A 15133-nucleotide genomic window follows, 5' to 3' on the forward strand; every position below is an offset into this window, starting at 1 on the left:
ATGGCAAGCCTGATTTCCTGTCCCCATTGCGGCGCCCGACCCAAGGAGGAATTTTCGATCCGCGGCGATGCCGGCCTTATCAGGCCGGCGCCGGATGCCGGTGCGGAGGCCTGGTTCGATTATGTCTATCTGCGTGACAATCCGAGAGGCCGGCACAGCGAATACTGGCACCACTCCTCCGGATGCCGCCGCTGGCTGATCGTCGAACGCGATACCGTCACCCATGCGGTCCACGGCGTCAGGGATGCCGCCCTTTCGAAGCTCGGCGGAGAACCGGCATGACGAGCTTCCGTCTTTCCTCCGGCGGCCGCATCGAGCGCGCCACAACACTCGGCTTCACCTTCGACGGCAGACCGCTCGAAGGCCATCCGGGCGACACGCTCGCCTCGGCGCTGCTTGCCAACGGCGTCCAGCTCGTCGGCCGCAGCTTCAAATATCACCGCCCGCGCGGCATCCTGACGGCGGGGGCCGCCGAACCGAACGCGCTGGTGACGACAGGCAGCGGCGGGCGCACCGAACCGAATACGCGCGCGACGATGATCGAGCTTTACCAGGGGCTGACGGCAAAGAGCCAGAACCGCTGGCCCTCGCTCGGCTTCGATGTCGGCGCCGTCAACGGGCTGCTCTCGCCCTTCCTCAGCGCCGGCTTCTACTACAAGACCTTCATGTGGCCGGCGGCCCTCTGGGAAAAGCTCTACGAGCCGGTGATCCGCAAGGCGGCAGGCCTCGGCAGGGCCTCCTACGAGGCCGATCCCGATACCTACGAGAAATGCTGGGCGCATTGCGACCTGCTGGTGATCGGCGCCGGCCCGGCTGGTCTTGCCGCAGCGCTGACCGCGGGCCGCGCCGGTGCGCGCGTCATCCTCGCCGATGAGGGAGCCGAACTCGGCGGCAGCCTGCTTTCCGACAGCGGTTCTGTCGACGGCAAGCCGGCGGACGCGCTTCTCGGCGAGCTGCTTGCCGAGCTGGAGGGACTTCTGAATGTGCGCCGCCTGCCGCGCATGACGGTGTTCGGCTGGTACGACGACAATGTCTTCGGCGCGGTTGAACGGGTGCAGAAGCATGTGGCGATGCCCGATCCGGATCGTCCGGTCGAAAGATTGTGGCGCATCGTCGCCCACCAGGCGATCCTTGCGACGGGCGCCGAGGAGCGGCCGCTCGTCTTCGGCGGCAACGATATTCCCGGTGTGATGATGGCAGGCGCCATGCGCAGCTATCTCAACCGGCAGGCGGTCGCGCCCGGCAGAAGCACTGTTATCTTCACCACCAACGATGCCGGATATCGCACCGCTGCGGATCTTGAAGCAGCCGGTCTCAAGGTCGCGGCGATCGTCGACAGCCGAGGCGATGCGGCCGAGAGCTGGCAGGGTCGCGCCGAAGTGCTGAAGGGCGCCAGGGTCATCGATGCGATTGGCGGCAAGCACCTGCGCGGCGTCAGCGTTGAGGCAGCAGGCGGCACCCGTCGGATTGAAGCGGATGCGCTTGCCATGTCGGGCGGCTGGAGCCCGATCATTCATCTTGCCTGCCATCGCGGTGCAAAACCGCAATGGTCGAACGAGGCCTCGGCGTTTCTGGCGCCTGTCCAGCAGGAAGGTCTGACCGTTGCCGGCTCGGCCGCCGGCATGGTGCAAACCGCGACCTGCCTCGGGGATGGCGCCGCAAAGGCAGCTGCCGCGTTGAAGGCGATCGGTCTGGCATCGGCGGAGCCGGCCTTTGCTCCGGCGTCCGAGACGGCTGCACAGGCAAAGCCGCTCTGGTCGATCAAGGGCTCGAAGGGCAAGGCTTTCGTCGATTATCAGAACGACGTGCATCTCAAGGATTTGGGTCTCGCCGTCCGCGAAGGCTACGGCCATGTCGAGCTCGCCAAGCGTTACACCACAAGCGGCATGGCGACCGACCAGGGCAAGCTTTCCAACATCAACGCCATCGGCATTCTCGCCGAGGCGCGCGGCGTGTCTCCCGCCGAGGCGGGAACGACGACCTTCCGGCCCTTCTATACGCCGGTTTCCTTCGGCGCCTTGACCGGGGCGTCGCGCGGCAAACATTTCCAGCCGGCGCGCAAATCGCCGCTGCATGGCTGGGCTGAGAAGAACGGTGCGGTCTTCATCGAAACCGGCCTGTGGTACCGTTCCTCCTGGTTCCCGCGCCCCGGCGAGACGACATGGCGCGAAAGCGTCGACCGCGAGGTGCTGAATATCCGTAAGAATGCCGGCCTTTGCGACGTCTCGACCCTCGGCAAGATCGAAATCTTCGGTAGGGATGCCGCGACCTTCCTCGATCGCATCTATTGCAACGGTTTCGCCAAGCTCGCCGTCGGCAAGGCGCGTTACGGCATCATGCTGCGTGAGGACGGCTTCATCTACGATGACGGCACCACCAGCCGGTTCAGTGACGACCATTTCTTCATGACCACGACGACGGCACTTGCCGCTGGTGTGCTGACCCATCTCGAATTCTGTGCCCAGACGCTCTGGCCGGAACTCGACGTCTGCTTCGCCTCCTCGACGGATCAATGGGCGCAGATGGCCGTCGCCGGGCCGAAGTCGCGCGCCATCCTCTCCGAGATCGTCGACGGGGACATATCGGATGCGGCCTTTCCCTTCATGGGCGCTCGCAAGGTCTCGCTCTTCGGCGGCGGGCTCGAGGGCCGGCTCTTCCGGATCTCCTTCTCCGGCGAACTCGCCTACGAGCTGGCCGTACCGGCCGGCTATGGCGAAGGCGTTGCCGACGCGATCATGGCGGCGGGCGAGAAACATGGCATCTGCGCCTATGGCGCCGAAGCGCTCGGCGTCATGCGCATCGAAAAGGGTCATGTCACTCATGCCGAAATCAACGGCACGGTAACACCAGGCGATCTCGGCTTCGGCCGTATGGTATCCGCCACCAAGCCGGATTTCATCGGCAGGGCAATGCTGGCCCGCGAAGGCCTGCAGGATCCCGAGCGGCCGCGCCTCGTCGGTGTCAAGCCGATTAATCCGGCGACCGGCTTCCGCACCGGCTCGCATATTCTTGCCGACGGCGTTGCGGCGACGCTCGAAAACGACCAGGGCTACGTGACATCAAGCGCCTTTTCGCCGGGGCTCGGCCATACGATCGGCCTGGCGCTCGTCAGGCGCGGGCCGGAACGCATCGGTGAAAAGGTGACGGTCTGGAACGGCCTGCGCAATGAATTCACCGATGCGGTGCTCTGCCATCCCGTCTTCATCGATCCTGAAAACGAGAAGCTCCATGCGTGATCTTCCGCAACATAAACCGGTTCTGGCCGGAACGGTCTATAACGGCATCTCGGAGGCAGGCATCCGGCTGGCAGCCCTGCCGGAGGGCCATCTCCTGCATGTGCTGGGCGCCATCGAGCCATCCGCGCTCGCCGCGGAATTGGTGAAGGCGGGTTTTGCTGAGAGTTCGATCCGCAAGGCGGGCTTCCGGCAATGGTTCGTCGCCGGCGACGAACCGCTTGTCCCGGCCAGCCTCGATACTCTCGCCGCAGCGCTTGCGGGAAAGGCCTACGTCATGGACCAGAGCCACGGGCGCGTGCGTATCGGCGTTTCCGGCCGCTCTTCGCGGGCGCTTCTTTCAAAGGGAACTGCCGTCGATCTCGATCCTTCCGTCTTTCCGGAAGGCCATTCTGTAATGACGATGGTCGGTCATCTCTCGGTGCAGATCGTCCGCACCGGCGATGACAGCTTCGAGCTTACGGCGCTGCGCAGCTTTGCCGAAAGCCTCTGGGACGATCTTACCCATATGGCGGCGAGCGCTGAAAAGGATAGCGTCTGATAGAGCCGGGTTTCGATCGTTTTTAAGCTGTATGCAGCGCGGCAGCACCGACCCATTCGGGGCGCTCCGCCCCTTGCAGCTCTTCGACCGCATCGGCGGCAAAGCTTGGCACGACACCGGTCCACAGCAGTGCGCCATCGGGATTGGAATGTCCGTCGCCCTCGAGCTTGTAGATGCTTTCGACGATATACTGGCCGTCATTGTTCAAACCCTTGATCTCGGAAATCTCGATCACCCGGCGCCGGCCGGTGCGCTTGAAACGGGCGATCTGCACGACGACGTCGACCGCCGAGGCGATCTGGGCGCGCAGCGGCCGAAGCGGCATGTCGATGTCCGACATCAGCGCCAGCGTTTCCAGCCGGTGCAGGGAATCATAGGGCGTGTTCGCATGCACCGTCGAAAGGCTGCCGCTGTGGCCGGATGTCATCGCCTGGATCATATCGAGCGCCTCGCCGCCGCGGCACTCGCCGACGATGATCCGGTCGGGCCGCATGCGCAGCGACGAGCGGAACAGGTCTCGGATGGTGGCGCCGCCGCGACCGAAACGGTCGGGCTTGGTCACTTCGAGATAGACCACGTGTTCCTTGCGGATCTGCAGTTCGGACGTGTCCTCGATGACGATGACGCGCTCGTGGTCGGCAAAGGCTTCCGACAGCGCGTTCAGCATCGTCGTCTTGCCGGTGCCGGTGCCGCCGGAGATGATGACGTTTTTCTGTAGCCCGACGGCCGCCTGCAGCAATGACAGCGATTCCTCGGTCAGGCTGCCCTGGGTGACGAGGTCGCGGATGCTGCGATGTTCTTTCAGGAAACGGCGAATGGAGATGCAAAGCCCAGTACGGGCGGCCGGCGGCTGAATCATCTGTACGCGCGAACCATCCGGCAGACGGGCCTCGATGCTCGGCTCCTCGGGCGTCAGCCGCTTGCCTGAGAACTGCGCGATGCTGCGTGCGGCCGATTCCAGGTCCTCACGACTGGCAAAGCGCGTATCGGCGCGTTCGAGCTTGCCTCGCCTTTCGACGAAGATGTCAGATGTCCCGTTGATCAGGATTTCGGAAACGCTCGGATCATCGAGGAGAAAACGGATCGGCCCGAGCAGCTTGTCCAGCGCCCGGGTCAGGACCTGGAAGGTTGCCTGTTCGGCAGCGTCGTCGGAAACGGCTTTCATCAGAGCGGCATCCCGACCAGGACCGTACTCATCCCGAATAGTGTCGCCATCATTTGAACCGCGGTTGGAAAGAACATCATCAGTGGAATGAGGACCAATCCAAGTATTAAGATGCTGCTCATCGTTTCCATCGTTTTCTCTCCGGATCGACTGGCGGGCGATACCCACCATTTGACGAAAGCTTAATCCAGATCGCCAAACAACGCCATGGCTAGGCCCCGCGAAGGCAGTCATTATGGGCACAACACGCCGTTTCTTCTATCGCCTTGAAAGAATTGACCAATTATGGAGCAGTAGACGATGCCCTGCGCGGTTGACGAAAACTTAGCCCGCGCAGCTAAAATCGCAACTTGTTCAAGCGGTTAGTTAAAAAAATGTGACGTCAACTGCGATTGTGCCGGTGATGCCTCCAAGACAATTGGAACCCTTCGTTTCGTTTGCTTGACGGAGGGCTGGCCTTGGGCGCACTCTTGGGTCTTAATGGTGTTGCTCAACAAGCGTTGGCCGTCGGGGAAGATAAGCTGAAGCAGAAAATGTCATTGGAACGAGCAACGTGCTGGTTCGGATCGATAGCGTATGCTTGCTTAATCTTCGCCAAGGTCTTCGATCCGAAACAAACCTAGGAACGAGGAATACGCAGATGTTTGGAAAACTCAAGACTCTCGCAATTGCACTTCACAAGGACGAACGCGGCGACATGGCCCAGATCGTCCTGGCCGTTGCCCTGATCGTCATTCCGCTGATGCTGCTTCTGCTCGCATTCGGCAAACAGATCGGCGAATGGTTCAACGAAAAGAACACGGCGCTCTCGGATGCCGAGAGAATTCCTGAGCCGGGTCAATAAGCGGATCAGTGTCATGGATATGACCTATGATCTGACCCTGATGCCTGCAGCGGCGGCTCTTGCCGTCGCCTGCACCATGACCGCGGCGGTGCTCGACCATCGTCACGGTCATATCCCGAACGCCGTCACCTATCCCTGCTTGCTTGGCGGGTTGGCGCTGGCGGCGATCGGAAGCGGTCCGGCAGGGATCGGCCTGGCTTTTGCCGGTCTCCTTGCAGCCGGTTTGATCTTCTTCATCGCCTTCGCAGCCGGAAGCTGCGGCGGCGGCGACGTCAAGCTGATGGCGGCGCTCGGCGCCATTCTCGGTCTCTGGCCCGCCATCGACGTCACCCTTGCATCGCTCATGGTCGGTGGCGTGATCGCTGTTTTCTCCATGGCGCGGCGTGTTCAGTGGAGCGTGCTAGCCCGAACGGTCGGATTGTTCGCCCTGCTTCTGCCCGCCGGTTTTCGCGATGCCGCTTCAGTGCTGAAGCCGCGCGAAACCCATCATACCGTCCGCTTCGGCGTTGCCGCTGCTCTCGGACTTCTCTGGTGCCTTTTCATGCCTGATTTCACCCCTCTTTCACTCGTGAGGTAACGGCAATGCGCGCGGAACTCGAACGCCCCATCTTCGACGGTGCCTTCTGGAGTTCGATCCTGCACTCACGGACCTTCTGGATCCCTGAGGATCACGGCGCGCTCCTCGGTACCTTTGCGATCGCCATGATGCTGCTTGCCTCGATGCTGCTGCTGCCGCGGCTTTCCGCCCGCCGGCGCCGGATATCGGAGCTTCACGGCGATATCTCCGGCAGCACGACGATGATGGATTTCGTGCTTGTCACGCCGGTCTTCGTCTTCTTCATGTTCGTGGTCTTCCAGTTCACGATCCTGGCAAAGAACCACCTCTTCACTCACTATGCCGCCTATGCGGCGGCCCGCAGCGCCCGCGTCTATTTCTGCCCGGCCCTGCCGATCACCATCCGGAGCTTAATCGACGCCAAGACCTGCGATGACGACGCTGCACCCGGCAAGGCCGATCTTGCCGCCCGCCTGGCGCTGATCCCGGCCGCACCCTACGACCAGCTGAAATGCGTCGGCGCCTGCCAGCCGCCGGAAGAGGCGCTGAAAAGCCTTGCCGACGCCTCGGGCCTTTCGAAGAACTGGCGCGCGATGCGCAACCAGGCCCGCTACATGTTCGATCCGCAGAACGTCACCGTGACCGTCGATCGCGCGCCGATGGCGCTCTATGCCGCGATCAACCGCTCGCCGCACGTGCCGGTCACCGCCAAGGTGGAAGCGCGCTTCCTGCTGCTCGAATATGCCGGCTGGGTCTTTGCCCGCGGCCAGAGGAAGGACGGACGCTACTACACGATTTCGACGGCGGAGGTGAACCTGCTATGACACCGACCTTCATCAAACGTCTGCACCGCGACGAACGTGGCTTCCTTTCGCCGATCATCCTCTACATGACGATCGCGCTCGCACTGATGATCGTCTGGATCCTGAATACGGGACAGATGATCTATGACAAGCAGCGCACGCAGGACACGGCGGATGCCGCCGCGCTCGTCCATGCGGACTGGGAAGCCCGCTATCTCAACATCATGGCGATGAACAACGTCGCTTCCTCGCAGGCCACCGTCGTCATGGCGACCTCGGTCGCCTTCCAGCTGACGACGGCGGAACTGGCCCTGCGTTCGACCGCCATTCTGGCGAAGCTCGCACAATATTCATTTACAGAGGGCTTCGGGCCGGCGTCGCTTCTGCCGCCGCTTCCGCCGATGCCTTATTGCCCCGGCTGGCAAAAGGTCCCGATCGTCGGCGGCATCATCTACGGCGCTTGCCTGGCATTCCAAGGGTTCCGGGCGACGGAAGCCACCAAAGCGATCGCATATACGGTGGCGGCGCAAATCAAATATGACCCCTTGGGCCTCATCAACAAGTCCAGCGACATCATCGATGCGATGAACGATCTCAACGACTACCTCGTCGAGAGCTTCCCACAGCGCGTCGGCAACGAAGCCCTGCACTTGGTGCGCCTGAACAAGTCGGACCACGTCGTGTTCCATCCGCCGTGCGAATCCTGCGACGGTGCAGGAGAAGGTGCCGGCGGCAACCTGCCGGTGGATCGCGACGGCATCAATCCCGTCTCGGCCTACGCTGAAATGTGCCGCGCCATGAGCAATGGCACGGAGGGACAGGACCCGTTCCTCATGCGCGGTGAGTTTGCCAACCGCGGCTTCCCCAACGGCAAGGGTCCGCTGACGGCAGGCGGAGTCGATGGCAGCCATATCCGCGACTGGGTCAACCACGAAAGCGGCGTCGACGATGCGCTGGTGGAGTTCTACATCTTCTATGAAGCCTTCGGCCCGGCCTACCTGAGCAAGATCCCGTTCAAGGCGATTGTCGAACAATATGCCGGCGATCTCGGCTTTTGGGAAGAATTGGCGCTCGATGTCAGCTTCTGGCTCGCAGACAAGGTCTTCGGCGTCGGCTTCGGCATCACCAACCCCTTCCAGCTGCCGATCGACGTGCCGCCGCGGTATTCTGATGCGCAGACGTCCGACGAGAACGATTTCACCCGCAAGTTCGACATGATCTGGAACCAGGTCTGCGGCCCGGCGGGCGGCGCGATCTCCGTGACGGGTGCCAATCTGCCTCTCGTCTCCTTCCCGAAGCCCTACTGGCTGAAGGGACGCATCCCTTTCAACTTCACGCCCTTTGGCGGCGAGCAACTGGACGACTATCAGACCCTGGCGGTCGTTTCACGCGCGCCTCGCGCCCGGCTGCAGATCCGCATCTTCAAGGACAAGACGCCATCCGCCTATGCGCTGGCGCAGAGCTGGGTCCACAATTACACGGCCTTCGATCTCTACACCCAGGACTGGCTCGCATCGCTTGCCCCCGCCACACTGGCCGATGATATCGGCCAGGTTTCGAACACCATCAAACAGAGCCCGGCCGCCGACAGTTTTACCGGCTTGACCCGCGTCTTCGACCAGGGAGGAGCCAATGCCTGGGCTGCCGTCAACACCCACTGAGCCTATGGGCGGTCCTCCGGGCCGCGGGCTGCTGATGCGGCTGCACCGCGACAGGCGCGGTCTTGCCTCGATCGAATTCGTGCTTGCCGCGCCGGTCATCTTGCTGATCGTGATTTTCGTCATCCACGCGAACAAGATTTCCACCAAGAAGGTCGGAACCATGGTTGCGATGCGCAACGCCGCCTTCGCCGAGGCGAATGGACTGGACTGCACGTCGGATTTCTCGAACGTCTTTCCGATCCCGACCCTGCCGGCACTGCCCGGGGGCGACGCCATGAGCTGTTCGCGCACACCGTCGCATGAAGGCGACGGCGACCCGCAGCGCACCTTTGTCTGGGACGACGTGCAGAACACCCTCAAGAGCGACGGCCGCGACTTCGGCGATATGGTCGGCGACCTCGCCAATGAAAAGCCGCAGCTCGTCACCGCGACGGCCGACCGCGTCTACAAGTTCAGGGATTCCGACGATCTCGACACGATCAGGAGCATCCGCTGGAAGGATGCGTTTACGGTAGACGACGCAACACTCTTTGCCTCCCACAACAACGATACGACGCGCCGCGGCTACGATCCGACCCTGCGTCGGGAAATCCGCGATGTAGCCAGCGATTCCGGCGATCTGTTCGACGGCGTCTTTCCGGGAGCGAAATAGGATGAGACAGGGCGCGCGCATCTCTTTCCGTTTCGCTGACCATCTCCTTGGTTTGGCGCTCGTCATCGGGCTCGCCGCCGCCGTCGCCACACCGGGCCGCGCCGAGATCTACAAGGATTTGAGGGTGACGCTAAATTCGATGCTGGCCGGTATCGTCGGCGCGCCGGAACGCGCGCCGCGCGATCTTGTCATCAACGGCCAGCCGCTGGAATTCACGCCCTACCAGAGCGATCGCAGCATTTCCGATATCACCGACGAATGGCTGCGGGTGCTGGCCGTCAATACCCGGCCTGCCCTGCCCAGGAGCAACGACAGAGAGGAGCTGACCGCCGTCATTGCCGCCAACATGCTGATCGTCCCGAAGACGAGCCGGATCCGCGACGATCTTGCGGTGGTGGTTCGGTTCTTCGACGGCGACGGCGAGGCAGCCCTCGATTATATGAGGCGGCAGGATCCCAAGAATCCTTCGGCAAACGGGCCGATCCCTGGTGTCTCGATCATGATCCGTCGTCCCGCCGATGCGCCGATGACCGAAGTGCTGATGAGCCGCTTCGACGATGTTGCCTCGACGCTGCCGGCCTTCGCGGCTCCAGCCGATGTCAGCAAGCTGCCGATGTCGCTGCGTCCGCCGGCCGGTGTCGAAGTGCTGAGCGATATCGGCGATCGCGACAAGGGCCACACGTCGCGCACGGTCGTGTCGAAAGGCACACTCACCGCCTCGCGCTGGTCGGATCAGCGCGCCGATCTTCTGGTCCGCGACGGTTTCACCATCGAGACGCCGCCAGCCCAGCGCGGCGGGGTCACCGCGCTTTATGGCCGGCGCGGCAGCGTCGAGGCCAATGTTCTCTACACCAGCAGCAAGACCGACGGCCGGACCGTCGAGGTCATTCAAATCAGGCAACCCTTCGTCGAAGGAATAACACCATGAACTGGAAGCTCATCGCGGCCGTCATCGTCGGGCTCATCACGGGCGTTCTGCTCTACTTCTGGACCGAGAGCGTCAAGAACGAGCAGGTGGCCTATGCCTTCATGCGGCTCCAGCCCGACAGGAAGGTCACGCGAGGGCAGGCGATCACGCCCGACATGCTCGCCGAACCGGTGATGCTGCCGGAAAGCTTCGGGGCGCTCGCCAAGCTCGCGGTGCCTGCGGCCAGCGCCTATCAGGAATGGCTGAAGGACAGGACGGCTGCGAGCGATATTCCGGCCGGCTCGGTGCTGCTCTTCCAGTATTTCGACGATACCGACGGTGGACGCCTGACGACGATGATCGCGCCGGGTAAACGGGCGCTCACCCTTCCCGTCAACGCGGCCGCGGCCGTCGGGCATTTCGTCGAGCCGGGCAGCTATGTCGATATCATCGGCACGGTCGACGAACCGGTCGAGCCCGTGGCGCCGGCCGCTGCGACCCAGCCGGGGGTCCCTGGCCAGCCCGCTGCCGTGCCAGGTCAGCCTGCCGTTCCGGGCCAGGCGCCGGCCGCGACCGGACAGCCGCAGGCTCCAGCGCAGCCACAGTCGCCGGTCGAGCAGATGCTGAAGAATTATCTCACCCAGTATCCAGGGGCCGACGAGAACGATGTCAACGCCTACCGCAAACAAGCGCAAGATTATAAACTCGGCATCAGCTCGCGCACCCGCGTCGTCACCCGCACCTTCCTGCAGAATGTCAAAGTGCTGGCCGTCGGCGCGGCGACGACGGCCGAGGGTGCAGTCACCAAGGCCAATAGCACGTACAACAATGTGACCGTCGAAGTGACGCCGTCGGAAGCTGAAATGCTGATCTTTGCCATGGGCCAGTCGAACGGCAGCCTCAATCTGGTGCTGCGCAATCCGGCCGACAATACCGTCGAGGACCTGCCGAGCATCAACTGGACGCGCATGTGAGCGTCGCGGGGGAATGAGCCATGCTGTTGAAGATTTCCTATGAGGACGGCAGCGGTCGGGAGGTGATCCCGCTCTCGGCGAACGAGACCTATTTCGTCGGCGAAAGCAGCACGCTGACGCTGCCCGCCGGGGCGGGCGTCGTGCGGCTGCGCGGCAGCCACGTCTCTTCGCCGCAATTCGTGCTGCGAAAGTCGGGCCAGGGCTGGTCGGTGCAGCATCATGGGCGAAACCCGACGCGCGTCGACGATCAGCCGCTTCGAGCCGGCACGCCGGTTGCGGTTTCGGCCGGCATGTCGATCTGGGTGCCGAACGTTACGATCGAACTCGTCGAGCCGGCCGCGGCCCCCGTCGCGGTCACGCAGTTTCCGGACCAGGAACGTGTGCTGGCACTGCAGATGGAGATCCATGAGCGACTGCTAAAAGACACGCAATATGACCGGCTGGTAAAATCCTCCGATTTCGGCCGCGAGGAGACGCGCAGCCGCATCCGCGAGCGTCTCGACATGTTCATCAAGGAGGCGCTCGACAGCGCGCCGCAGGATCTCGTCATCCTCGTCATCAAGAACGCCGTCTATCGGTGGCTGGCAAAACGCATCGCCCGCACCGGCCGGCGGGATGCCTCGTCGAATGCCGCGAGCCTCTCGCGCGAGGAGCAGGACAATCGCCGCCTGTTCGATGTCGGCAAGGCGCTGATCTCAGCCCTGCAACTCAAGCTCAACTTCGAATCCACCCGCTCGGACTTCGCCCAGCTCGATACCCGGTTCAGCGCTGCCTTCCAGTCCAGGCAGGCGCTGTTCAACGCCGGCGACCGCTATGAGATCGCCCATATGCACCTGCGCTCCAATATCGAGGAGCTGATGTATCGCTGGGGGACGATCTCCGAGCTGATGGATCTCGACGTCATCTCGGAAATCATGGTGACGCGTTATGACGAGATCTATGTCGAAAAATTCGGCCTGCTGGAGCGGTACCCTTTCGCCTTCGCCAATGAGCGGCAACTGATGAAGGTGATCGAGCGCATCGCCGTCGATTCCAACCGCTCGATCAATGAGAGCGAGGCGATGGCCGACTTTCGCATGCCGGATGGTTCACGTGTCAACGCCGTCATTCCGCCACTGGCGGTCAAGGGCGCCTGCCTCACCATCCGCAAATTCGGCGGCAAGTCGCGGCTCGATATCAGCAAGCTGGTGACCGCCGGCGCGCTCAGCGAGCCGATGCGCGCATTCCTCGAGGCCGCGGTCCGCTCGCGCAAGAACATCGTCGTCTCGGGCGGCACCGGCTCCGGCAAGACGACGCTGTTGAACAGCCTGTCGCAGTTCATCCCGGTCGGCGAGCGTGTCGTTGCCGTCGAGGACACGTCGGAACTGCAGCTCGACGGCATCCATGTCGTCTATCTGCAATCGCGGCCGAAGACGGCGGAGTCCGAGACCAGCGTCACCATCCGCGACCTCGTACGCAACGCGCTGCGCATGCGGCCTGATCGCATCATTGTCGGCGAGTGCCGTGGTGCGGAGGCGATCGACATGCTGCAGGCGATGAACACCGGCCATGCCGGCTCGATGACGACGGCGCATGCCAACACGCCGCAGGACATGATGACCCGCCTGGAGGTGATGGTGCTGCAGGGCCAGAGCTCGCTGCCTGTGATGGCGATCCGCCAGCAGATCGTTGCCGCCGTCGAGCTCGTCGTGCAGCTCAACCGCCTGGCGAACGGCCGGCGTGCCGTCACCGAAATATCAGAGGTGATCGGGATCGATCCGGATACCGGCCTCATCATCGTCGAGCCGATCTTCAATCTCGTCGGCCGCGCCGGCGGCCAGGCCGTGCATGCCTTCACCGGCTACCTGCCGAGCTTCGTCGCCGAGCTCGTCGAGTTCGGCGAGGACGGCGAGATCGAAAAACTGGATATGTTCGTCTAGAGCGGTTCAGGTTTTTGCGGAAGCGCAGAACCGCTCTAAGCTTTTGTTTTTACGCAATTCCCGGCAAAAGCACTTCACACTTTTCCTGGAATTGCTCTGAGGGGGAAGCCATGGATATCAGCATTCTGCAGATTTTTACGGTCGCCCTCGGCGCGGTGACGGCGGGACTGCTCGTCTGGGGCGCGCCGGTGCAATGGCCGGCGCCGCTGCTGCGCGCCACCGAACGTGACATCGCGCTCGCCAGCGAGGCGGCGCAGGTCTTCGGGCGCGATGCCGTTCCGCCTTATACGATGATCCTCGCCTACGGCATCACGGCGATCGTCGTCTTCGTGGTGGTCTCGCTGATCTTCGGTCCTATCCCAGGCATCATCGTCGCCATCCCGGTCGCCATCTTCCTGCCCAAGGGCGTGATCCGTTATTTTCTGCAGCGCCGCTGGCTGCAGATCGAATCGCAGCTTCCTTATGCCGTCGACCAGATCGTCTCGGCTGTGCGCACCGGCAAGCCGCTCGCCATAGCCGTCAATGCGGTGGCCGATACCGGCCAGATGCCGGCCTCGCGCGAGTTCGAGCGCATTGCCCGCGAACAGAAGCTCGGCATCGGTCTGGTCGAGGCGCTCGACCGCCACGGCCGCAATGTGCCGAGCCTGCACTTCAAGATGGTCGATGCGGCCCTCGGTCTCTTTGCCCGCCAGGGCGGCGATATTTCCGAACCGCTGACGGAAATGTCGAAATCCTTCAAGGAAATCTGGAAGCTCGATCAGAAGATCACGACCTCGTCGTCGCAGGCGCGCATGAATTTCCGCGTCGTCAACGGCGGCGCGCTGTTCATGATCCTGATGATCTTCTTCGGCCAGCCGGAACTGATCGACAAGGTGTTCGGCAACGCCATCGGCATCGTCATCGCGATCGTCGGCGCCGTTCTCTATGCCACAGGTTTCTTCTGGATGCGCTCGATGATGAAGGTGTCGGTATGATGTCCGAGATACCCCTCGCCCCGATCGCCGTCGTCTTTGCCGGGATCACCGCTGCACTGTTCGTCTGGTGGATCGGCGATCTGCTCGGCAGCATCCAGGTGGTGCGCCGATCTGCGGGCGGCGATGGTCCGCCGCCGAATATCGTCGACAGCATCGGCATGCGCACGCCTGTTGAATTCGTGCTGACGCATTTCGAGCCGCTGCTGGCCGATTACGGGGCGCAGCTGGAGCAGAAGCTGATCTATGGCGGCCGGCCGTTCGGCGGCGTGACGGGGCGGGAATATATCGCGCTTCTCGTGGTTCTGAGCCTCTTCGGCTTCGTCGTGCTCGGCGTGCTGTTCGGCATTGCCAGCGGCAGCGTGATCGGCGGGCTCGTTGCCGGCCTGATCCTCGGCCTGATCCCGGCGATCTATTTCTGGGTTGTCGCCGACGACAAGGCGCAGGACCGCAAGGAACGCATCTCGCGCGAATTTCCCTATTTTCTCGATCTCGTCGTCATGACGCAGCAGGCGCAGGCGACCCTGCCGGAAAGCCTGAGGCTTTATGCCGAGGCGGCACCCGGTACCGTTATGAGCGAGGAGATCGACCAGACGCTGAAAGACGTGGCGCTCGGCACCGGCATGATCGAGGCGTTGCAGCGGCTGGAACGCCGTATGACCGCCGAGGAGGTCATCCGCGTCATCCGCGCCGTGATCCAGGGCGAAGTCGAGGGCAGCAACCGCGTCGAGCTGCTGCGCGAACACGCGCGCGACCTGCGCTTCCGCCGCTGGGAAAAGGCCGACAGGGCCAGTGAAAAGCTGAAGGCCAAGATCGTCATGCCGGCGATGATGATCGTCGTGTCGATCCTGCTTCTGGTGCTGGCCCCGGCAATTGTCGAGATGATGTCGAGTGGGATGTTCTGATC

Annotated in this window: 14 protein-coding genes; 13 read left to right on the forward strand and 1 reads right to left on the reverse strand. The window is 62.9% G+C overall.

The annotated features are described in order from the left end of the window. The 3 genes from AB8B31_RS31345 to AB8B31_RS31355 are packed head-to-tail and all read left to right on the forward strand — an operon-like array spanning nt 1 to nt 3774. Nucleotides 1-282: a sarcosine oxidase subunit delta gene (locus AB8B31_RS31345; protein ID WP_018246147.1), complete on the forward strand. Its 282-nt coding sequence runs from the start codon at nt 1-3 to the stop codon at nt 280-282. Then, nucleotides 279-3236 carry a sarcosine oxidase subunit alpha family protein gene (locus AB8B31_RS31350; protein WP_018246148.1) on the forward strand — a complete coding sequence of 986 codons (2958 nt, stop codon included), beginning with the start codon at nt 279-281 and terminating at the stop codon, nt 3234-3236. Before AB8B31_RS31345 ends, AB8B31_RS31350 begins: the two co-directional genes overlap by 4 nt. Further along, complete coding sequence (locus AB8B31_RS31355; RefSeq protein ID WP_018246149.1) at nt 3229-3774, forward strand: sarcosine oxidase subunit gamma; 546 nt, start codon at nt 3229-3231, stop codon at nt 3772-3774. Before AB8B31_RS31350 ends, AB8B31_RS31355 begins: the two co-directional genes overlap by 8 nt. 22 nt (nt 3775-3796) lie before the next feature. Here AB8B31_RS31355 and AB8B31_RS31360 read toward each other — a convergent pair whose 3' ends face one another. Then, the gene (locus tag AB8B31_RS31360; RefSeq protein WP_026188734.1) at nt 3797-5173 is read right to left on the reverse strand and encodes a CpaF family protein; all 1377 of its coding nucleotides are present in this window, start codon (nt 5171-5173) and stop codon (nt 3797-3799) included. A gap of 406 nt (nt 5174-5579) precedes the next feature. Between AB8B31_RS31360 and AB8B31_RS31365 the strand changes: the two genes are divergently transcribed. The 10 genes from AB8B31_RS31365 to AB8B31_RS31410 all read left to right on the forward strand — a co-directional run bounded on the left by AB8B31_RS31365 (nt 5580) and on the right by AB8B31_RS31410 (nt 15131). Next, nucleotides 5580-5783, forward strand: coding sequence for a hypothetical protein (locus tag AB8B31_RS31365; RefSeq protein WP_018246152.1), 204 nt, complete (start codon nt 5580-5582; stop codon nt 5781-5783). A gap of 13 nt (nt 5784-5796) precedes the next feature. Beyond that, nucleotides 5797-6360, forward strand: a complete 564-nt coding sequence (locus AB8B31_RS31370; protein WP_018246153.1) for an A24 family peptidase — start codon at nt 5797-5799, stop codon at nt 6358-6360. 5 nt (nt 6361-6365) lie between these two features. Continuing rightward, entirely contained in the window at nt 6366-7163 is a 798-nt protein-coding gene (locus tag AB8B31_RS31375; RefSeq protein WP_018246154.1) for a TadE/TadG family type IV pilus assembly protein, read from the forward strand. After that, nucleotides 7160-8803: a TadE/TadG family type IV pilus assembly protein gene (locus AB8B31_RS31380; RefSeq protein WP_018246155.1), complete on the forward strand. Its 1644-nt coding sequence runs from the start codon at nt 7160-7162 to the stop codon at nt 8801-8803. Before AB8B31_RS31375 ends, AB8B31_RS31380 begins: the two co-directional genes overlap by 4 nt. After that, complete coding sequence (locus AB8B31_RS31385) at nt 8775-9455, forward strand: TadE/TadG family type IV pilus assembly protein (RefSeq protein ID WP_018246156.1); 681 nt, start codon at nt 8775-8777, stop codon at nt 9453-9455. The genes AB8B31_RS31380 and AB8B31_RS31385 overlap by 29 nt, the downstream gene beginning before the upstream one ends. Nucleotide 9456: 1 nt before the next feature. Beyond that, complete coding sequence (locus tag AB8B31_RS31390) at nt 9457-10383, forward strand: hypothetical protein (RefSeq protein WP_439007658.1); 927 nt, start codon at nt 9457-9459, stop codon at nt 10381-10383. Next, nucleotides 10380-11336, forward strand: coding sequence for a Flp pilus assembly protein CpaB (locus AB8B31_RS31395; protein WP_018246158.1), 957 nt, complete (start codon nt 10380-10382; stop codon nt 11334-11336). The genes AB8B31_RS31390 and AB8B31_RS31395 overlap by 4 nt, the downstream gene beginning before the upstream one ends. Nucleotides 11337-11356: 20 nt before the next feature. Continuing rightward, nucleotides 11357-13255, forward strand: a complete 1899-nt coding sequence (locus AB8B31_RS31400) for an ATPase, T2SS/T4P/T4SS family (protein ID WP_018246159.1) — start codon at nt 11357-11359, stop codon at nt 13253-13255. Between the two features lie 110 nt (nt 13256-13365). Beyond that, nucleotides 13366-14229, forward strand: coding sequence for a type II secretion system F family protein (locus tag AB8B31_RS31405; RefSeq protein ID WP_018246160.1), 864 nt, complete (start codon nt 13366-13368; stop codon nt 14227-14229). Beyond that, nucleotides 14226-15131 carry a type II secretion system F family protein gene (locus AB8B31_RS31410; RefSeq protein ID WP_018246161.1) on the forward strand — a complete coding sequence of 302 codons (906 nt, stop codon included), beginning with the start codon at nt 14226-14228 and terminating at the stop codon, nt 15129-15131. The genes AB8B31_RS31405 and AB8B31_RS31410 overlap by 4 nt, the downstream gene beginning before the upstream one ends. Nucleotides 15132-15133: the final 2 nt, after the last annotated feature.

The organism is Rhizobium sp. 62_C5_N11_2, assembly GCF_051811185.1.
Classification (GTDB): Bacteria; Pseudomonadota; Alphaproteobacteria; order Rhizobiales; family Rhizobiaceae; genus Rhizobium; species Rhizobium leguminosarum.